19 protein-coding genes are annotated in these 19,977 nt (G+C 68.5%); 11 read left to right on the forward strand and 8 right to left on the reverse strand.

What is annotated here, in order from left to right; all coding sequences use genetic code 11:
- Positions 1-2 precede the first annotated feature (2 nt).
- Positions 3-881 (forward strand): branched-chain amino acid ABC transporter permease, encoded by an 879-nt coding sequence (locus QEP15_RS24835; protein ID WP_056327280.1) that lies wholly within the window; start codon positions 3-5, stop codon positions 879-881.
- Positions 881-3,370 carry a branched-chain amino acid ABC transporter ATP-binding protein/permease gene (locus QEP15_RS24840; RefSeq protein WP_152382939.1) on the forward strand — a complete coding sequence of 830 codons (2,490 nt, stop codon included), beginning with the start codon at positions 881-883 and terminating at the stop codon, positions 3,368-3,370. Before QEP15_RS24835 ends, QEP15_RS24840 begins: the two co-directional genes overlap by 1 nt.
- A 49-nt stretch (positions 3,371-3,419) precedes the next feature.
- On the opposite strand, the gene QEP15_RS24845 is transcribed toward QEP15_RS24840, so the two are convergent.
- The gene (locus tag QEP15_RS24845) at positions 3,420-4,424 is read right to left on the reverse strand and encodes an Lrp/AsnC family transcriptional regulator (protein WP_280148215.1); all 1,005 of its coding nucleotides are present in this window, start codon (positions 4,422-4,424) and stop codon (positions 3,420-3,422) included.
- 82 nt (positions 4,425-4,506) lie between these two features.
- Here QEP15_RS24845 and QEP15_RS24850 point away from each other — a divergent pair, with 82 nt between their 5' ends.
- On the forward strand, positions 4,507-5,811 hold the full coding sequence (locus QEP15_RS24850; protein ID WP_142052337.1) for an MFS transporter: 1,305 nt from the start codon (positions 4,507-4,509) through the stop codon (positions 5,809-5,811).
- A gap of 84 nt (positions 5,812-5,895) precedes the next feature.
- Positions 5,896-7,323, forward strand: a complete 1,428-nt coding sequence (locus tag QEP15_RS24855) for an amidase (protein WP_280148216.1) — start codon at positions 5,896-5,898, stop codon at positions 7,321-7,323.
- Between the two features lie 58 nt (positions 7,324-7,381).
- On the opposite strand, the gene metK is transcribed toward QEP15_RS24855, so the two are convergent.
- Positions 7,382-8,545: a methionine adenosyltransferase gene (gene metK, locus QEP15_RS24860; RefSeq protein WP_056327270.1), complete on the reverse strand. Its 1,164-nt coding sequence runs from the start codon at positions 8,543-8,545 to the stop codon at positions 7,382-7,384.
- A 275-nt stretch (positions 8,546-8,820) separates the two neighbouring features.
- Between metK and QEP15_RS24865 the strand changes: the two genes are divergently transcribed.
- The 5 genes from QEP15_RS24865 to xerC are packed head-to-tail and all read left to right on the forward strand — an operon-like array spanning position 8,821 to position 13,251.
- Positions 8,821-9,687: a lysophospholipid acyltransferase family protein gene (locus tag QEP15_RS24865; RefSeq protein WP_152382942.1), complete on the forward strand. Its 867-nt coding sequence runs from the start codon at positions 8,821-8,823 to the stop codon at positions 9,685-9,687.
- Between the two features lie 41 nt (positions 9,688-9,728).
- Positions 9,729-10,619 carry a lysophospholipid acyltransferase family protein gene (locus QEP15_RS24870; protein WP_175156922.1) on the forward strand — a complete coding sequence of 297 codons (891 nt, stop codon included), beginning with the start codon at positions 9,729-9,731 and terminating at the stop codon, positions 10,617-10,619.
- A 26-nt stretch (positions 10,620-10,645) separates the two neighbouring features.
- Entirely contained in the window at positions 10,646-11,557 is a 912-nt protein-coding gene (dapF, locus tag QEP15_RS24875; protein WP_056327263.1) for a diaminopimelate epimerase, read from the forward strand.
- A gap of 5 nt (positions 11,558-11,562) precedes the next feature.
- A complete protein-coding gene (locus tag QEP15_RS24880) occupies positions 11,563-12,240 on the forward strand; it encodes a DUF484 family protein (RefSeq protein WP_056327261.1) in 678 nt (225 codons plus the stop codon).
- 27 nt (positions 12,241-12,267) lie between these two features.
- Positions 12,268-13,251 carry a tyrosine recombinase XerC gene (xerC, locus tag QEP15_RS24885; RefSeq protein ID WP_280148217.1) on the forward strand — a complete coding sequence of 328 codons (984 nt, stop codon included), beginning with the start codon at positions 12,268-12,270 and terminating at the stop codon, positions 13,249-13,251.
- A gap of 38 nt (positions 13,252-13,289) precedes the next feature.
- On the opposite strand, the gene QEP15_RS24890 is transcribed toward xerC, so the two are convergent.
- From QEP15_RS24890 to QEP15_RS24915, 6 genes are read right to left on the reverse strand one after another with little or no spacing between them, the layout of a single operon-like run.
- The gene (locus QEP15_RS24890; protein WP_280148218.1) at positions 13,290-14,363 is read right to left on the reverse strand and encodes a nickel/cobalt transporter; all 1,074 of its coding nucleotides are present in this window, start codon (positions 14,361-14,363) and stop codon (positions 13,290-13,292) included.
- Positions 14,354-15,037 (reverse strand): DUF1007 family protein, encoded by a 684-nt coding sequence (locus QEP15_RS24895; protein ID WP_424917109.1) that lies wholly within the window; start codon positions 15,035-15,037, stop codon positions 14,354-14,356. Before QEP15_RS24895 ends, QEP15_RS24890 begins: the two co-directional genes overlap by 10 nt.
- Positions 14,998-16,008 (reverse strand): metal ABC transporter substrate-binding protein, encoded by a 1,011-nt coding sequence (locus tag QEP15_RS24900; protein ID WP_280148219.1) that lies wholly within the window; start codon positions 16,006-16,008, stop codon positions 14,998-15,000. The genes QEP15_RS24895 and QEP15_RS24900 overlap by 40 nt, the downstream gene beginning before the upstream one ends.
- A gap of 21 nt (positions 16,009-16,029) precedes the next feature.
- Positions 16,030-16,896: a metal ABC transporter permease gene (locus QEP15_RS24905; RefSeq protein ID WP_142052320.1), complete on the reverse strand. Its 867-nt coding sequence runs from the start codon at positions 16,894-16,896 to the stop codon at positions 16,030-16,032.
- The gene (locus QEP15_RS24910; protein WP_280148220.1) at positions 16,893-17,615 is read right to left on the reverse strand and encodes a metal ABC transporter ATP-binding protein; all 723 of its coding nucleotides are present in this window, start codon (positions 17,613-17,615) and stop codon (positions 16,893-16,895) included. The genes QEP15_RS24905 and QEP15_RS24910 overlap by 4 nt, the downstream gene beginning before the upstream one ends.
- Positions 17,612-17,797, reverse strand: a complete 186-nt coding sequence (locus tag QEP15_RS24915; RefSeq protein WP_062838869.1) for a hypothetical protein — start codon at positions 17,795-17,797, stop codon at positions 17,612-17,614. The genes QEP15_RS24910 and QEP15_RS24915 overlap by 4 nt, the downstream gene beginning before the upstream one ends.
- A 176-nt stretch (positions 17,798-17,973) precedes the next feature.
- Here QEP15_RS24915 and QEP15_RS24920 point away from each other — a divergent pair, with 176 nt between their 5' ends.
- Both QEP15_RS24920 and QEP15_RS24925 read left to right on the forward strand, forming a co-directional pair.
- Positions 17,974-18,477 (forward strand): Fur family transcriptional regulator, encoded by a 504-nt coding sequence (locus QEP15_RS24920; protein ID WP_056327248.1) that lies wholly within the window; start codon positions 17,974-17,976, stop codon positions 18,475-18,477.
- Positions 18,478-18,816: 339 nt separating this feature from the next.
- Entirely contained in the window at positions 18,817-19,944 is a 1,128-nt protein-coding gene (locus QEP15_RS24925; RefSeq protein ID WP_056327246.1) for a CobW family GTP-binding protein, read from the forward strand.
- The last annotated feature ends 33 nt before the right edge of the window (positions 19,945-19,977 follow it).

Raw genomic sequence — 19,977 nt, forward strand, 5'->3', positions numbered from 1 at the left:
GCATGTTGTTGATGTCCGCCATCGTCAGCGGCCTGGGCCTGGGAAGCATGTACGGCCTGATGGCCCTGGGCTTTTACCTGACCTACGCCGTGTCCGGCACGGTGAATTTCGCCCAGGGCAGCTCCATGATGCTGGGCGCCGTGCTGACCTACACGTTCGCCCAGACGCTGGGCTGGCCGCTGGCCATTGCGCTGGTGTTCGCCCTGGCGCTGTGCGCGCTCTACGGCTTGGTCGTGGAACGGCTGGCGGTCAGGCCGTTTGCCAGCCGCGGCTCGAACGCGTGGCTCATGTCCACCGTGGCGCTGGGCATCGTGCTGGACAACGTGGTCATGTTCACGTTCGGCAAGGAGCCGCGCAGCCTGCCGTCGCCGCTGGCGCAAGCGCCGCTTGAAATCGGCGGACTGGGGCTGGGCATCTACCCGCTGCAACTGCTGATTCCGGTGGTCGGACTGGCGTTGGCGGCGGCGCTGCACACCTTGTCGCGCCGCACCCGCTGGGGCGTGGCGCTGCTTGCCGTGGTGCAGAACCCGAACGCCGCGCGGCTCATGGGCATCCCCGTGCGCCACGCCATCATGGCCGCCTTCGCGGTATCCACGCTGTTCGCGGGCGTGGCCGGCGCGCTGGTCGCGCCGCTCTTTAACGTGACGGCGGACATGGGCACGCTGTTCGGGCTGAAGGCCTACGTGGTCGCCATCCTGGGCGGCATCACCAGCGCGTGGGGCGTGATGATCGCGGGCCTCCTGTTCGGCGTGGTCGAAGCGCTGATCACCGTGGCGCTGGGGTCGGGGTACACGCAGATCATCAGCTTCACGCTGGTGATCGTCATGTTGGCCGTGCTGCCCAATGGCCTGTTCGGGCGCGCCGATGTGAGGAAGGTCTGATGAACACGCAATCCGCAATGCGCTGGCTGCCGCCGGCGCTGTACGCCCTGCTGGCCGCGGTGGCCCTGATGCTGGCGGCCACCGTGAACGGCTATTACGTCTTCGTGCTGGGCAACGTGGCGCTGCTGGCGCTGGCCGGCATCGGCCTGAACGTGCTGTTGGGCCTGACCGGCCAGATGTCGTTCGGCCACGCGGGCTTTTACGCCATCGGCGCCTACACGGTCGCCATCCTGACCGGCCAGGCCGGGTGGAGCTTCTGGCTGGCGTGGCCGGCCGCCGCGCTGGTGTGCGCCGCGTTCGGCCTGCTGCTCGCGGTGCCGGCGCTGCGCGTGAAAGGCCCCTACCTGGCGATGATCACGATTGCCTTCGGCTTCATCGTGGAGCACGCGCTGATCGAGGGCGGCGCCCTCACCGGCGGCCAGAACGGCCTGATGGGCATCGTGCAGCCCGCCATCGGCAGCCTGGGCGGCGACCGCGGCGTGGCCATGCTGGCCATCGTGGCGGTGTTTGCCGCGCTGATCGGCTACGCGCTGCTGTCGCGCGGCACATGGGGCGCGGCCATGCGCGCGGTCAAGGACAGCGAGACGGCCAGCGAATCGATCGGCATCAATCCGCTGGCGGTCAAGGCGGTGGCCTTCATGGTGTCGGCCGCCGTGGTCGGGTTGGCGGGCGGCCTGTATGCGCCGCTGACCGGCATGATCACGCCGCACAACTTCAACTTCATGCAGTCCATCCTGTTCGTGCTGGCGGTGACGATCGGCGGCGCGGGCTCGCTGGCCGGACCGCTGCTGGGCGCGGTGGTGGTGGGCCTGCTGCCGGAAATGCTCTCCAGCCTGGAGGAATACCGCCTGCTGTTCTTCGGCGCCTTCCTGCTGGTGGTGCTGTGGGCCGCGCCGGAAGGCGCCGCCGGACTGCTGGCACGCTGGCGCCGGCGCGCGCAGACGCAGGGTCTGGCGCCCCGCCACGGCGCCATGCCCACGTCCGTGCGGGCCCGCCGCACACTGCATGCCGACGCGCTCACCATGACCTTCGGCGGCGTGCGCGCCGTGCAGGCGGTGTCGTTCACCGTGCCGCCCGGCGCCGTGACCGCGCTGATCGGCCCCAACGGCGCGGGCAAGTCCACCGTCATCAACATGCTGAGCGGCTACTACCAGCCGACCAGCGGCAACGTGAAGCTGGGCGATGCGCCGCTGGCCGCGCTGGCGGCCCACCGCGTGGCGCGCAGCGGCATCGCCCGCACCTACCAGACCTCGCAGCTCTTTGACACGTTGAGCGTCGAGGACAACGTCGCGCTGGGCATGTTGCGAGGCCGCCTGGGCGGGCTGCTGGCCTCGCACCGATACCTGGCGGCCGACGTGCGCGAACGTGCGCGCGCCCTGCTCGCGTTCTGCGGCTACGAAGGCGCGCTGGACATCGCCGCCGCCGACCTGCCGCACGTGGACCGGCGGCTGGTGGAAATTGCGCGGGCGCTGGCCACCGACGCCGACGTGCTGCTGATGGACGAGCCCGCGGCGGGCCTCTCGCGCGAGGACAAGACGCGGCTGGCCGGACTGCTGCGGCGCATCGCCGACGCGGGCGCGGGCGTGCTGCTGGTCGAGCACGACATGACGCTGGTGATGGGCGTGTCCGATCACATCGTGGCAATCGATGCCGGACGCGAACTGGCGCAGGGCAGCGTCGCCGAGATCCAGCAATCCCCCGAGGTGCGGCAAGCCTACCTGGGCGACGAGGCCGCGCGCCGTGCGCCGGCCGCTCGGCACAGGCCGGCGGGCGAGGCGCTGCCGCCCGAGGTGCTGGGCGTGGGCAACCTGACAACCGGCTACGGCGCCAACCCCGTGCTGCACGGCATCGATCTGCAGGTCAGGCAGGGCGAGATGGTGGCGCTGTTGGGCGCGAACGGCGCGGGCAAATCCACGCTGATGCGCACGCTGGCGGGGCTGCACCGGCCGGCGCAGGGCGGCATGCACCTGCAGGGCCAGGAACTGCACGGCCTGGCCGCGGACCGCATCGTCGCGCGCGGCCTGGTGCTGGTGCCCGAAGGCCGCCAGGTGTTTCCGGGGCTGAGCGTGCTGGACAACATCCGGCTGGGCGCCTTCCTGCATCCGGAGGACCGCGAGGCGCGCGTCGAGGAAATGCTGACGCGCTTTCCGCGCCTGCGCGAACGGCTGCACCAGCGCGCGGGACTGCTTTCCGGAGGCGAGCAGCAGATGCTGGCGATTGCGCGCGGCCTGATGGCCAAGCCCGTGATCCTGCTGCTGGACGAGCCGTCGCTGGGCTTGGCGCCCAAGATCATCGACGAGCTGTTCGAGGCGCTGGACCGGCTGCGCAAGGAATCGATGACGATCCTGCTGGTGGATCAGATGGCCGCGCTGGCGCTGTCGCTGGCCGACCGCGCGTACGTGCTGGAATCTGGCCGGGTTGCAGCGCACGGCGCTGCGGCCGACATCGCGCAGGACGGCGCGCTGGCCCGCGCGTACCTCGGCGCCTGACCGGCGGGGCGGCGGCAAGGCGGCTGCCCCGCCGGCCGCCGTCTCCCCGTCACGCCGCGTCCGGATCCAGCCGCGCCCCCGCGCGCACAATGCCGCAACGCTTGTGCGCGCGCATCACCACGCCCACCTCGCTGTTCAGCACACCGTCCAGCTCGCCCAGCCGGCGCGTCACCACGTCCCACAGATGCAGGCTGTCGCGGCACAGCACATGCCAGAAGAGCTGCGAGGCGCCACTGGTGCCGAACAGGCAGCGCGTGTTGGGGTCCAGCGCCAGATGCGCGGCCAGCGCGTCGACCGCCTGCGGCCGCACCTGCACGGAAATCACCGCCTCTACCGGAAAGCCCACCAACGCCGGCTCGACTTCGACGCGAAAGCTCAGCGCGCGGCGCTCCACCAGGTTCTGCAGCAGGCGATGCGCGGTCGGTTCGCTGACGCCGGAACGCTCGGCCAATTCGGCCAGGCTGGCGCGCCCGTCGCGCATCAGGTGCGTCACCATGCGCTGTTCGGGATCCGTCAACGCCGCGGGCGGCGACAGCCGCGGCGCGTCCGCATCGCCGCCGGCCTGCGGCTGGATGCGCCACTGGCCCGCGCGCCGGAATGGCCGCAGCACCAGTCGCGCCTCCACGTGTTCGACCCCGTCGATGCACGGCAGCACGCGGGTCACCACATCCGGCATGTCAGCCGCGTCGGCAAGCGTCAGCTCGGCCATCAGGTCGGCCGATCCGGCCAGCGTCACGACGAGCTGGCTGATGTCCAGCCGCGCCAGACGCTCGGCCACGTCCGGCACGCGGCCCGAGCGGCAACGCACCCACGCGTGCAGCACCACGCCACGCCCGGTGGCCAGCGGATCCGGTTCCGCGATGACGCGCAGCGCGTCCGCGTCCATCAGGCGCTTGATGCGCCGCGCCACGGTTCGCTCTGCGATGCCGGTTGCCGCGCCCAGCTCCCGCCAGGAGGCACGAGGCTGCGCCTGCAAAGCGACGAGGCACGCGAGATCCGTCTCGTCCAACTCGCCGATTAGGGAATTACCCTTACTTGACGTGACCATATTCATTAATCTAACGTTCGCGCATTGATAAAAACACAAATTTTATTGGTCTATTTGACCAAAAAACAAAACCTACTTTGAGGACGTCATGAGCAGCACATCCGCAACCTTGCGTCAGGCGCAAGGGGCAAGCGCCCCGCCCGTTTCGCGCGGCCGCACGATTCTGGCCGGTAGTGTAGGCAATGCGGTGGAATGGTTCGATTGGACCATCTACGCGTCGTTCGCCATCTTCTTTTCCAGCCAGTTCTTTCCGCCGGGCAACGAAACCACCGCCCTGCTCGCGACGTTCGGCATCTTTGCGGTGGGCTTTTTCATGCGTCCCGTCGGCGGCTGGGTGCTGGGCATCTTCTCGGACCGCTATGGCCGGAAGGCCGCGCTGGGCCTGACGATCCTCATGATGGCGGGCGGCTCGCTCATCATCGCCATCACGCCCACCTACGCCACCATCGGCATCGCTGCTCCCCTGCTGCTGACCGCCGCACGCCTGCTGCAAGGCCTGTCGCTGGGCGGAGAGTATGCCTCGGCCACGACCTTTCTGGCGGAAATGGCGCCGCCCAACAAGCGCGGCTTCTACTCCAGCTTCGTGTTCTTCAGCGCCGCGGTCGGCATCCTGGCCGCCTCGGCCGTGGGCTGGATCCTCACCACCGTTCTCACCAAGGCCGACATGGCCGAGTGGGGCTGGCGCATCCCGTTCATGCTGGGCGCGCTGGGCGGCCTGGCCGGCATGTGGATCCGCCGCGCCATCCCGGAAACCGAAGCGTTCTCGCACGCCAAGAAGGCCGGCGTTGAAAAGCAGCCGCTGCGCACGCTGCTGCGCGACCACCCGCGCGAAGTGCTGCGCATCGTCGGCTTCTCGGTCCTGACCACGTTTGCGTTCTACATCTTCGTGGCCTACGTGCCCACCTATGCCATCCGGCAGGTTGGCGCCGATCCCAAGACCGCGTTTGCGGCCAACACCGTCGCGCTGATCGTGTTCATGCTGGTGCAGCCGCTGTTCGGCATGCTGTCCGACCGCATCGGCCGCAAGCCGCAGCTCATCTTCTTTGCCGCAGGCTACCTGATCTTCTTCTACCCGGTCATGACCACGCTCGGGCCGTCGTTCGGTTCGATCCTGGCGGTCGAGCTGTTCGGGCTGGTGCTGTACGCGATGTACACCGCGATTGCGCCCGCCATCATGTCCGAACAGTTCCCCACGAGCGTGCGCGCCGTCGGCATCGGCACGCCGTACAACCTGGTCGTCGCGCTGCTGGGCGGCACCACGCCCTACCTGCTGACCTGGCTGCAAAGCAAGGGCATGGAGCGCTGGTTCTTCTATTACGTGCTGGCCGGCGCCGTGATCACGCTGATCACCTTCATCCGCATGCCCGAGACGAAGGGCCAGGTCCTGAAATAGGCCGTCCTCTTCTCGCGCCCTTCCCACACATCGCTTTCCGGTCCCGCCGCGGACCGGAAGGCTTTTTCCTTTTCGATGAGACTTATGCCCGTCCAAGACATCGACCTGCATTTCCAGGATGCGCGCCAGCTTGCCCGCGCCATCCGCGAGCGCAAATTGCGCTCGCGCGATCTCACCCTGCATTTCCTTGACCGGATCGAACGCGGCGGGGCGCTGGCGGCCTATAGCGTGGTCACGGCCGAGCGCGCGCTGGCGCAGGCCGAGGCGGCGGACCGGCTGCTGGACGCCGGTGTCTGCGCCGGTCCGCTGCATGGCGTGCCCGTCGCGGTCAAGGACAGCGTGCAGTGGGAAGGCACCGTCGTCAGCGGCGGCTCCCAGGCGCGCGCCGGCGTCGTCAGCACCGAGACCGCCGCCGCGGCTCGCGGACTGGCGGCAGCGGGCATGGTGATCCTGGGCAAGACGCGCATGACGGAATTCGCGTTCGGGCTGTCGGGTCAAAACCCGACGCAGGGCACCGCCCGCAATCCGTGGGACGCCAACATGGCGCGCGCGCCTGGCGGTTCGTCCAGCGGCGCGGGCGTGGCTGTGGCCGCGGGCCTGGCCCCGATCGCACTGGGCGGCGACACGGGCGGCTCCGTGCGCGCGCCGGCGGCGCTGAACGGCGTGGTGGGCTACAAGACGTCCTCCGGTCTCATCAGCCGGGCCGGCTGCCTGCCGCTGTCCGAAACGCTGGATGTACTGGGTCCGATCGCGCGCACCGTCGCCGACGCACGTCTGCTTACGCAACTGCTGGCCGCGCCGGACGTCGATGACGCCGCCACGCTTGCGCTGCCCGCCACCTGCTTCACCAGCCTGCGGCACAGCGCCCCCCGAAAGCCGGGCGCCGTCGCCGTGCTGGCGCCGCAGTCCTGGCCCGCCCCGCTCACCGACGAGGCGTTGCAGGTCTGGCATGCGGCGCAGGAACGTCTGTCTCAGGCCGGCTACACGCCCACCGCCTGGCATCCGCCCGCGTCGCTGTCCTTTGCCCGCATGGCCGACGACAACTCGCTGGTGCTGGCCTACGAGGCCTATCGGCATTTCGGCGCGCTGGCCGAAGACCCTTCGCAGCCGTTGTGGGACGTGGTGCGCGCGCGCATCGCCGCTGGCGGCCGGATCACACAGGCCAGCTACGAGACCGCGCTGTCGCGCCGCCAGGCCGACATGGCGGCCTTCGGGCAGGCCATGCAGGGCATCGACGCCTTGCTCATGCCCGCGATCGATCAGGCCGCGCAGGCGCTGGACGCGCAGGACACGCGCCACGCCGGCCTGGGCAAGCTGCTGCGCCCGGCCAACTTCCTGGGTGCGGCGGCGATCGCACTGCCGTCAGGCCTGGACGCGCAGGGCTTGCCGAGCGCCGTGCAATTGCTGGCGCCGGCGGGTGCCGATGCCGCGCTGCTCGATTGCGCGGCGGCGCTGGAAGCGGTGCTGTCGCCCGTGCCGCGGCATCCGGACCTGTCGGCCTGGGGACTCTGAAAAAGAAAAAGCGCCCGATCGGATCGGGCGCTTTTTTCAACCGGGGTAGCGGTTGGCGTCAGGCGGACTTCTTCAGTTCCTGGACCTTGTCCGTGGCTTCCCACGAGAACTCGGGCTCGGAGCGGCCGAAGTGGCCGTAGGCGGCGGTCTTGGTGTAGATCGGGCGGAGCAGGTCCAGCATGTTCACGATGCCCTTCGGACGCAGGTCGAAGTGCTCGCGCACCAGCTTGGCGATCTGGTCGTCGGGGATGACGCCCGTGCCTTCCGTGTAGACGGTGATGTTGATGGGTTCGGCCACGCCGATGGCGTAGCTGACCTGCACCTGGCACTGGCGCGCCAGACCGGCGGCCACGATGTTCTTGGCCACGTAGCGGGCGGCGTAGGCGGCCGAACGGTCGACCTTGGACGGATCCTTGCCCGAGAACGCGCCGCCGCCGTGCGGGCAAGCGCCGCCGTACGTGTCGACGATGATCTTGCGGCCGGTCAGGCCGCAATCGCCTTGCGGGCCGCCAATGACGAAGCGGCCGGTCGGGTTGACCAGGAACTTGGTCTTGGGCGTGATCAGGCCTTCGGGGAAGCTGGGCTTGATGATGTCTTCGATGACCGCTTCGCGGATGGTCTCTTGCGAGACTTCCGGTGCATGCTGGGTCGACAGCACGACGGTGTCGACTTCGGCGGGACGGCCGTCGACGTAGCGGAACGTGACCTGCGACTTGGCGTCCGGGCGCAGCCAGCCAAGGCGGCCGTCCTTGCGCAGTTCGCTCTGGCGCTGCACCAGGCGGTGCGCGTACCAGATCGGGGCGGGCATCAGGTCGGGGGTTTCGTCGCAGGCGTAGCCGAACATCAGGCCTTGGTCGCCCGCGCCCTGGTTCAGGTAGTCTTCCGAGCTGCGGTCCACGCCCTGCGCGATGTCGGGCGACTGCTTGTCGTAGGCGACCAGCACCGCGCAACCCTTGTAGTCGATGCCGTACTCGGTGTTGTCGTAGCCGATGCGGCGGATCGTGTCGCGCGCGACCTGGATGTAGTCGACGTTGGCGGTGGTGGTGATTTCGCCAGCCAGCACGACCAGGCCGGTGTTGCACAGCGTTTCGGCTGCGACACGCGCGTTCGGGTCTTGCGTGAAGATGGCGTCGAGGATCGAATCGGAGATCTGATCGGCAACCTTGTCGGGGTGCCCTTCGGAGACGGATTCGGAAGTAAAGAGAAAATCGTTGTTGGCCACAGATGCGTCCTTAGTGTCCGGTCTTGCCGGCGCATAGGTTCTCGAGGCGCGTTGCACCCCGGTCTGCATGACAATGCCAACTGGGCGCGACGCTTTAGCGGATTTGGCGCGGGCCGCGCTAAGCGCTTTGCCCTTGCCGTCGCCCCGCAAGTTGTCGGTTAACTCGGCGACTGGGCGCATTTTAAGCGAAAATGCCGTTCTTATGCTTGCGGCCGGGGTGTATCCATATGCCTCGATCAGCGGTATTACCCTGCCCGATTTCAACCTTTTGAAGCATGTTGCTGCCCCTGTTCCGACTTTTTGCCGCCCTGCCGCTCCCCGTCGCGCATGCGATCGGGCGGTTCGCGGGACGCGCCATCTACGCCTTGCCGGGCAAGTACCGGCGGCGCCTGCAGGCCAATGCGGCGCAGGCCGGCTACCCCGGCGCAGCATTCGCCCGGCGCGCAGCGGCCGAAGCCGGCGCGATGATCCTCGAAAATCCCCGCGTCTGGTTCCGCAACCAGGAAAGCCTGGCGCAGGTGGTCTCGGACGATGACGACGTCGTCGCCGCCGCCCGCGCCGAAAACCGGGGCATTCTCTTTCTGACCCCCCACCTGGGCTGCTTCGAGATCACCGCCCGCTATCTGGCCCGCCAGATGCCCATGACGGTGATGTTCCGCCCCCCGCGCAAGCAAGCGCTGGCGCCGCTGCTGGAAACGGCGCGCAACAGCTCGGCCGTCAATGCGGTGCCCGCCAACATGCAGGGCGTGCGCGAATTCGTGCGCGCGTTGCGCCGCGGCGAATCCGTCGGCATGCTGCCCGATCAGGCCCCCAGCGTGGGCGACGGCGTGTGGGTGCCCTTCTTCGGACGCCTGGCCTACACCATGACACTGCCCGGCAAGCTCGCGTCGCAGACCAATGTCCCCATCATCCTCACCGCCGGCGAACGCCTGCCCAAGGGCCGCGGCTGGCGCATCCACTACGTCCGGGTGCCCGAGCCGCTGCCGGCCGAGCCCGAGGCCCAGGCCGCGCTCATCAACGCCGCAATGGAAACACTGATCCGCCGCTGCCCCGACCAGTACCTCTGGAGCTACAACCGCTACAAGACCCCGCGCGGCGCCAGCCCGGCGCCCGGCGCCGAACCGCCGCCCCCGGCCGCCTGAGCCTTTCCGCCGATCCCGCCGCCCGGTCTCATTCCGCATCCATGAACGATAAAAAAACGCGCACGCTGGTCTCCCTGCTGAAATGGTTCGGCCGTATCAAGCCGTCGACGCGCCTGCGCATCGGCGCCGTGCTGGGCTGGCTGGCGCCCCGGCTGGCCAAGTCGCGCGCGCGCATCGTGCGCCGCAACCTGGAACTGTGCTTTCCCGACCAGCCCGAGGCCGTGCGCGAACAATGGGTGGCCGACCACTTCCGGGCGCTGGCGCAGTCCATCGTCGACCGCGGCGTGCTCTGGTACGGCACGCCCGACGCCATCAAGGACATGGTCACGCAGACGGGCGCCGACCGCATCAATGCGCTGACCGCCGAAGGCCGCGCCGTCATCCTGCTTGCGCCGCACTTCATTGCGCTGGACGCGGCCGCCACCCGCCTCACCATGGAAGTGCCCAGCGCGGCCACCATGTACACGCCGCAAAGCGATCCGCACATCGACGCCGTCGTGGCCGCCGGGCGGGCGCGCTTCAATGAAGTGTTCCTCGTCAGCCGCAAGGACGGCGTGCGCGACCTCATCCGGCATCTGCGCGCGCCCCGCCCCGTCTACTACCTGCCGGACATGGACTTCGGCCGGCAGGGCTCGGTCTTCGTGCCGTTCTTCGGCGTGCCCGCCGCCACGCTGCTCGCCACGGCCCAACTTGCCCAGAAATGGAACGCCGCGGTCCTGCCGATCGTTGGATTCTGGAATCCGGACACCGGCAAGTACCACGTCGACGTGCTGCCGCCGCTTGAAGACTTCCCCGGCAGCGACAGCCTGGAAGCGGCCACCGCCCGCCTGAACCGCGAACTCGAAAGCTGGGTGCGCCGCTGCCCCAGCCAGTATTACTGGGTCCACCGCCGCTTCAAGACGCGCCCCGAAGGCGAGCCCAAGCTGTACTGACCGCCGTCGCTCGCCGCGCCGCGAGAATGGGCGATAATCCGGTGATGAACTGGAACTTCACCAAAATGCACGGCGCGGGCAACGATTTCGTTGTGCTCGATGGCGTTCGCCAAACCATCGAGATGACGCCCGAGCGCGCGCGCGCGCTCGGCGACCGCCACTTCGGCATCGGCGCCGACCAGATCCTGCTGGTCGAACGCGCCACGCGGCCGGACGCCGACTTCCGCTATCGCATTTTCAATTCCGACGGCAGCGAGGTCGAACACTGCGGCAACGGCGCCCGTTGCTTCGTGCGCTTCGTGCACGAGCAAGGCCTGTCCGACCGCAACCCGCTGCGCGCGGAAATCGCCACGGGCATCCTGGTCCTGGACGAAGGCGACGACGAGCAGGTCACCGTCGAAATGGGCAGCACGCGCTTCGACCCGGCCGCGCTGCCTTTTGACACCGCCGGCCTGCCTTCGGCCACGCAGGGCCAGGACACCGTCTGGGAACTGGATCTGGACGCGCCCGCCGGCCTGCCGCGCGTGGTCGCCGTGTCGGCGGTTGCCATCTCCAATCCGCACGCCGTGCAGGTGGTCGAGAACGTCGACACCGCACCCGTCGCCGTGCTGGGTCCGCTGATCGAAACCCATCCGCGCTTTGCCCGCCGCGTCAACGCCGGCTTCATGCAGGTTGTTGACCGCCACAACATCCGCCTGCGCGTCTTCGAACGCGGCGCCGGCGAAACGCTGGCCTGCGGCACGGGCGCCTGCGCCGCGGTCGCGGCCGGCATCCGCCGCGGCCTGCTCGATTCGCCCGTGCGCGTGCAAACGCGCGGCGGTGTGCTGACCGTCGCCTGGAATGGCGAACAACTGCGCATGACCGGCCCGGCCGAATCCGTCTTCACGGGCCAGGTTGACATCGACAAGCTCGTTTTCTCCATGGCGCTGAACCGATAACCCCTATGACCGATACCGCTTTCACCGCCCAGGACATCGCAGCCTTTCTGCAAGAAAACCCCGGTTTCTTCGACGAACACGCCGACGTCTTCGCCACCCTGCAGGTGCCGCACCCGCACGGCTCGCGCGCCATCTCGCTGGGCGAACGCCAGATCCTCACGCTGCGCGAGCGCACCCGCGAACTGGAATGGCGCCTGAATGAACTGGTGCGCAACGCCTCCGCCAACGAGACCATTGGTTCTCACGTGGCCAAGTGGTGCTGCCGCCTCCTGTCCGAATGCGATCCGCAACTGGTGCCCGGCGAGATCGCGCTGGGTCTGGCCGAGCAATTCGAACTGAACCACGTGGCGCTGCGCCTGTGGAACCTGTCCGAATTGCCCAATCAAGGCTACGGCGAGCCCGTCTCCGAAGACGTGCGCACCTTCACCGACAGCCTGAAGACGCCTTATGTCGGCACCGACACTGCCTTCGAAGCGGTGGCCTGGCTGGACGCCAAGCCCAAGTCGCTGGCACTGGTGCCCCTGCGCCTGGAAGCCGACGGCCCGGCCGTCGGCCTCTTGGTGCTGGGCTCCGACGACCCCGAACGTTTCACGCCCGAAATGGGCACGACGTTCCTGGAGTCGATCGCCCAGCTCGCGTCGGCCGCGCTGCATCGGCTGAATCCGGCTTCGCCCAAGGCGTAAGGCTGCCGGGCGGACAAGGACAACGCGATGCGCGACACCGAGCCGAACGCCAATCCGCCCGCCCTGCCCGATCCGATGAGCGCCTGGCTGCGCCATCTGGAGACCAACCGCCGGTACTCGCCCCATACCTTGGATGGCTACCGGCGCGAACTGCACTTTTTGCGCGAACTCGCTGACAAGGCCGGTCTGCCGCTGGACAAGCTCGGCAACGGGCACATCCGCCAATTCGTGGCACGCCTGCACGCGCAGGGCCGCGGCCCGCGCAGTCTGGCGCGCACGCTGGCGGCCTGGCGTGGCTTTTACCAATGGTGGGCGCCGGCCGCCGATTTGGCCGGCAACCCCGTGGCAGGCGTGCGCGCGCCCAAGGCCCCCCGCGGCCTGCCCAAGGCGCTGTCGGTCGAGCAGACCCAGGCCCTCCTGGACAACGCGCCAGCCCAGGTCGCCACCGAACCGGCCGCTCTGCGCGACCAGGCCATGTTCGAACTTCTGTATTCCAGCGGATTGCGCCTGTCGGAGCTGGTGGGATTGGACCTGCGCTACACGCGCACTGCCGACTACGAGTCGCGCGGCTGGCTGAATCCGGACGAAGCCGAGGTCGTGGTGCTGGGCAAGGGCGGCAAGCGCCGCTCGGTGCCGGTAGGCCAGCAGGCCATGGCCGCGCTGCGCAAATGGATCGAGGTGCGTCCGCAGCTCGCGCCGCCCTCGCCGCTGCCCGAAGACGCTGCCGCGCTGTTTCTGGGCGCACGCGGACGCCGCATTTCGCCGCGCGTGGTGCAGTTGCAGCTCGCACGCATCGCGCAGACGGCCGGGGTGCCCACGCATGTGCATCCTCACGTCTTGCGCCACAGTTTTGCCAGCCACGTGTTGCAGTCCGCGCAGGACCTGCGCGCCGTGCAAGAGATGCTGGGCCACGCCAACATCTCGACCACGCAAATCTACACGCGGCTGGACTTCCAGCATCTGGCCAAGGCCTACGACCAGGCGCATCCGCGCGCCGGGCGCAAGTCCTGACACCCGCGGCCACGCCGCGAGTTGCCCGTCATCGACCGCTAGCCGCCCGCGGCGACCATGCCGCCCAGCAGCATCACCCCCAGCAACAGCACGGCAGTCGCCGCCAACGCCTCGATGCCATAACGCAGCCATGCCGCGCCCGCGCTGGACATGCGGCTGCCCAGGCGCGTGGCGGCGCCCCCGGCCGCGACGGCCAGGCAGGCCAACGCCGCCACCGTCAGTCCCGTGCCCAATCCCATCGCCAGCGCCGACGCCACGCCCGCCATGAAAAAGCCCTGGGACAGCGCGAACACCAGCACGATCAACGCCCCGCTGCACGGCCGCAGGCCCACCGCCAGGATGGCGGACCACGCGCGCCGCCAGTTCAGCGGACCGGCGACCTGCTCGGGCGCGGGCACATGCGCGTGTCCGCAGCCGCAATCGTGATCGTGGTGATGGTCGTTGGGATCGTAGCCGTGGTGATGGGCGTGGGCCTCCGCGTTTGCATGTGCATGTGCGTGTTCGTGATGATGCGCATGTGCGTGTCCCTGCGCGTCTGCCTGCCCACGCGCGCCGGCCCGCCGCAGCAGCGGTCTCACGGCCTTGATCCACACCAGCCACACGCCCAACAGCGTCACCAGCGCGTACGAAGCCAGCTCCAGCCAGCGCGTGGCTTCGTTCATGGTGGCCGCGGTGGCGTTGAACACGACCGCCAGCACCGCCACCATCACGATCGCCACCAGCGCCTGGATCAGTGACGACGCCAAGGCCAGCAGCGCCCCGTTGCGCGCCGTCTGGCGGTTGGCCAGCACATAGGATGAGATCACCGCCTTGCCGTGGCCCGGTCCCAGCGCATGAAAGACGCCATAGGCAAAGGACAGGCCCATCAGGGCCCACGCCGCGCCGCCGTCCGCCTGCCAGGCGCGCACGGCGCCCGTCAGTTGCCGGTAGAAGTGCGACTGCCAGACGGACACGCTGCCAAAGAAGCTGGACAGCCAGCCGGGCCCTGCCAGCCCGCCCCCGCTTTCGGGCACGCCGAACGGATGCGCGCCTTGCGCGGCGGCGGCCGATATGCCGCCCAGCATCAGCAGCAGAACGACCGCCAGCGCGCGTTGCGGCCGGGTTACGGGCATCGCACCTCGATGCGGTGCGTGAGCCCCTTGGTGATGGCAAAAAGCTCGTCCGGCAAGGCGTCCGGGTCGGCCGGGATCGCGGCCAGTTCCTGCATGGTTTTCCAATCCAGTTCCTTGGGCTTGCGATAGTCGGCCGTGCAGGCCGCGCCCTGCGGTCCGCCCAGCGACACCGCGCCCTTCGCGTCAAATGCGTAGGCCACGAAATAGGTAGGGTCGTAGATGTCCACTTGCGCGCCGCCCGCGCCCGGCGCGACGGGCTCGGCCAGCGGCAACGTGAAGGACAGCGTGAGCCGCGTGGTCTTGGGGTTCCAGTCGACGCGGGCGTCGCGCGGCGCGGCGAATGCCGCGCTCTTGCCGTTGACCGTGACCCGGGTGAAGTAGTGGGAGATCGGTTCGCCCAGCGCCTTCATCCAGTCCTGCGCCATGCCTTGCAGCGTCGCCGCGGGCAGGGATCCGTCCTTGCCCTTTTTCAAGCCCTGCGTCGCATAGGCGCCGAACATGTCGTCGAACCGCCACACCTGCCGCACGGCGGTGATGCGCTGCTCGGCATCGACATCGATCTGCGCGCGCGCATCGATCCACATATGCGGGTGCGCGTTGGCGGCGCCCGCCGTCAGCAGCGCCGCCACGGCGCTCAGGGTTGCAAGGCCGCGGCAAGCTGGCGTGCGTTCCATTCAAACATTTCCAGATAGGTGGCGCCCGGCTGTCCGGGCTTGGACAGGGCATCGGAGTAGAGCGTACCACCCACCTTGGCGCCGGTCTCGCGGGCAATCTGCTGGACCAATTTGGGACTGCTGATGTTCTCGACGAACACCGCCGGCACCTTGTCGCGCCGCACCTGTTCGATGATCCCGGCCACCTCGCGCGCCGACGGCTCGGCGTCCGTCGACACGCCCATCGCGGGGATGAACGTCACGCCATAGGCGTCGCCGAAATAACCGAACGCGTCGTGCGAGGTCACAACCTTGCGCCGGTCGGCGCCAATGGCATCGAAGCTTTTGCGCACGCTGGCGTCCAGCGCCTGCAGCTTGGCGATATACGTGTCGGCGCGTTGGCGGTAGGCCTGCGCGTGCGCAGGGTCTGCGGCCGCCAGGCCGTTGGCCACATTGCGCGCGTAGATGACGCCGTTGGCCAGGCTCTGCCACGCGTGCGGATCGGCGTCGCCGTGGTGATGATGATGGTCATGCTTTTGGTCATCATCATGGTCGTGATCGTGCTTGTGATCGTGCTTGTGGTCGTGATCGTGATCATGGTCGTGACCGTCCCCGTCGCCATGCCCCGCGAACTTGCGCGGCGCGACGCCCTGGGACGCCGTCACCTTCTGTCCCGCGAAGCCGGACGCCTTTGTCAGCTTGGGCAGCCAGGTCTCGAAATCCAGCCCGTTCACCACCAGCACGCGCGCCTCGGCAAGCTTTCTTGCATCACCCGGCGTGGGCTCGTAGCCGTGCGCGTCGCCGTCGGGGCCGACCAGCGTGGTCAGGCTGATGTCGGCGCCGCCCACTTCCCGCACGATGTCGCCCAGGATGGAAAAGCTGGCCACCACCTTCAACGGCTCAGCCGCCTGTGCCGTGCCCAGGACGGCCGTCAGGCAGGCGCCCGCCAGGGCCAGCAGTGCGCGGCGGCGGGCCGGCAGAATCGAACGCATGGTCAATCTCCTCAGGAAGTCTCAGGCAGGTCGCGCGCGGCGCGTTGCCCGCAGCAGCCCGCCCTGCGGGCCGCCCACGATGGAAAACAGATAGCAGGCGCCGGCCGCCAGGATGATCGCGGGCGAGGCCGGCACGTCGAAGTGATAGGAGACCAGCAGCCCGGCCACGGAAGACGCCACGCCGATCGCCGCCGACAGCGGAATCTGCCGGGCCGCGCTGCGCACCCAGAACCGCGCCGCGGCGGCCGGCAGCATCATGATTCCCACCACCATCAGCGTGCCCAGCACCTGAAAGCCCGCCACCAGGTTCACGACCACCAGCACCAGAAAGCCCATGTGCACAAGGCCGCCCATGCCGCCGCTGGCGCGCAGGAACCCCGGGTCCAGGCATTCGGCCACCAGCAGCCGGTAGATTGCCGCCAGGACGAGCAAGGTCACGCTGGCCGTGGCCGTCACGAGCAGCAGCGCAGCGTCGTCCAGCCCCAGCACCGTGCCGAACAGCACGTGCAGCAGGTCCATGTTGGAGCCGCGCAGCGACACCAGCAGCACGCCCAGCCCGAGCGAGATCAGGTAGAAGGCGGCAAAGCTGGCGTCTTCGCGCAGCGGCGTCAGCCGGGCCACCAGCCCGGCCAGCAATGCCACGGCCAAACCGGTGGCGATGCCGCCCAGCATCATCGCGCCCAGCGACAGGCCCGCCATCAGAAAGCCCGCGGCCACGCCTGGCAGGATGGCGTGCGACATCGCGTCGCCCATCAGGCTCATGCGCCGCAATACGAGAAAAACGCCCAAGGGCGCCGCGCCCAGCGACAACGCGCAGGCGCCGGCCAACGCGCGCCGCATGAAGCCGTAGTCCAGGAACGGCGACACCAGCCACTGTGCAAGCGTCATGACCAGGCTCCCGCCTGCCGCTGCCGGGCCGCCTTCAGGTGGGCCTCGCTCAACGTCGCGGCAGTGTCGCCCCACGCCACCACCGAGCCCGACAGCAGCAGGCATTGCGGAAAGTGATCGCGCACCAGGTCCAGATCGTGCAGCACCGCGATCACGGTGCGGCCCTGTCCATGCAGGCCGCACAGCAGGGCCATCAGGTCCTCGGCCGTGTGGCTGTCCACGGCCGCGAAGGGCTCATCCAATAGCAGCACTGGCGCGTCCTGCACCAGCATCCGCGCAAACAGGGCGCGCTGCATCTGCCCGCCCGACAGCGTGTCCACGCCCCGGTCCGCGGCATCGGCCAGGCCGACGGTTTCCAGCGCCTGCATGCAGCAATCCAGTTCCTCGCCACCGAACCCGCGCCATCCGCCCACGCGTCGCCAGGCGCCCATGGCCGCCAGGTCCAGGACCGTGGTGGGAAACGACCGATCCAGTTCCGCCGCCTGCGGCAGCCACGCCAGCGCCGGCCGCCCGGCGCCCTGGATGCGCACGCTGCCCGTCATCGGGCGCAGCACGCCCATGATTCCCTTGATGAGCGTGGACTTGCCCGCGCCGTTGGGGCCGACCACGGCCGTCATGACGCCCGGCGCGAAACTGCCCGAGACCGAGCGCAGCGCGGGCCGCCCGTGCCAGCCGAACGAGGCGTCGGCCAGCTCGACGGTGATGGGCGCCGCCGTCATCGCAGCCACCCCGCAAGCGTCCACCAGTCCAGCGCCCAGCCCGTCAGCGCCCACAGCACGGCGGCGGCCACCGCGGCATACGCCATGCGGCGCCATGCGGAAACAAGAAATGCGGATCGGGCGGGCGCGCGCCGGCCGGGCGCGGCGCCGGACCGCGGGGGCAGGAGCGTGAAGTGGGACATGGCAGGCAACAGCGGAAAGCGGCAGCGTAAAGGAACAGCGATGGTTTTATTATGTTATATCATAACCAAACCGAACTAGCCCGCCGGCCAGTTCCCGGACCCAGGGGTTTTCTGCTACCTTCCAGGCATCTCGCGCGCGCATCGCGCGCGCGCTTTCCATTCAGATAAAGCCCGCCATGTCCGCACCGTCCCGTCCACCCCGCAACGACAGCGTAGGCGCTCAGCTCAGCGTCGCCGAAACGCTGTGCGCGCAGCGCGGACGCCGCCTGACCCCCATCCGCCGCAAGGTCCTTGAACTCCTGCTGCGCCATGGCCGTAGCCTGAAGGCCTACGAGCTGCTGGACGCGATGCGCGCCGTTCACCCCGGCGCCGCGCCACCCACGGTGTACCGTGCGCTGGACTTCCTGATGGACGAAGGCCTGATACACCGCCTGGATGCCGTCAACGCCTGGAGCGCCTGCCACGACGCCGGCGGCGCGCCGCACGACCTGCTCGTGGTCTGTACCGGTTGCGGCGCCGTTGCCGAAGTCTCCGACCCGGCCATGAGCCGGCAGCTGGCCGAACGCGTCGCCCAGACGGGTTATGCGCTGGCCACGCACGAAACCGAGATCCGCGCCCTGTGCCCGCAGTGCCAAAAGACGCAGCCGGCCGACGCGGGTCACCACCACCATCACCACTGAACGGGGATCTTCCCACTTTCGTTTCATCCGTTGGATGCGCCCGCCTGACCGGAACGTTTCAGCGCGGTTACCGCTTGCGCGCCCATGCGCCCTTGAAACCCCGCAAACCGCCCCAAAATAGGGGTATCGCCCCATACTTGACGGCGTACGGCTGCCATCTGGCGGCCACGGCCCCCCGGGTTGGCCCGGGGTTTGCCCCCTGCCCCCGACTGTGCTGTAATCCTGCGTCCGGCCGCTATCGGCGGCTGTCGCAGCCTGTGGCAGACATCTCCGGCAGGGACTGAAAACCCCGTCAGGCGCCGTGTTTCACGCCCCTGACATCACGCTAGCAGCTTCGCCATGAATACCCCGCGCAGTTTGGACAAAATGGTTCCCGTCACCATCCTCACCGGCTTCCTCGGTGCGGGCAAGACCACCCTGCTCAAACGCATCCTGACCGAATTCCATGGCCGCCGCGTCGCGGTCATCGAAAACGAATTCGGGCCGGAAAGCATCGACAACGACCTGCTCGTGCAGGACAGCGACGAAGAAATCATCGAACTGTCCAACGGTTGCGTCTGCTGCACGGTGCGCGGCGACCTGATGCGCACGCTGTCCGATCTTCGCGCCAAGCGCGAAGCCGGCGACCTGAATTTCGAACGCGTCATCCTCGAAACCACCGGCATGGCCAACCCCGGCCCCGTGTGCCAGACGTTTTTCATGGATGACGACATCGCCGAGTACTACCGCCTGGACGCGGTGGTCACGGTGGTCGATGCCAAGCACGGCATGGCCACGCTCGACGCACAACCCGAAGCCCAGAAGCAGGTCGGTTTCGCCGACCGCATCCTGATCTCGAAGAAAGACCTGGTCAACGAAGTCGACTACGAAGCGCTGCGCCACCGCCTGGTTCACATGAACCCGCGCGCGCCGATCACCGCCGTCAACTTCGGCGACGTCGACCTCAAGTCCATCATCGACATCAGCGGCTTCAACCTGAATTCCATTCTGGACATCGACCCGGAGTTCCTGGCCGATGAGCATCCGGACGCCGCGCACGACCACGCCCACGGGCACGATCACGACCATGATCACGGCCACGGCCATGACCACGGTCACGATCATGACCACGACGGCGAATGCGGCGCGCACTGCAATCATGCCCATCATCACCACCCCAAGCACGACGACGAAATCGGCGCGTTCGTGTTCCGTTCCAACAAGCCGTTCGATCCCGCGCGCCTTGAGGAATTCCTGGGCGGCGTCGTGCAGGTCTATGGCCCCGACCTGATGCGCTACAAGGGCATCCTGTACATGAAGGGCATCAACCGCCGCATGTTGTTCCAGGGTGTGCACATGATGATGGGCGCCGAACCCGGCAAGCCGTGGACCGCGGCCGAAAAACCGTCCACCAAGATGGTGTTCATCGGACGTAAGCTGCCCCAGGAGATTTTTACCCGGGGCTTGGAGCAGTGCCTGGCGGGGTAATCCCCATTCCTGCGTGACGCGATGCGACGAAGG

The sequence above is a fragment of the Achromobacter mucicolens genome (assembly GCF_029866465.1).
Classification (GTDB): Bacteria; Pseudomonadota; Gammaproteobacteria; order Burkholderiales; family Burkholderiaceae_B; genus Achromobacter; species Achromobacter mucicolens.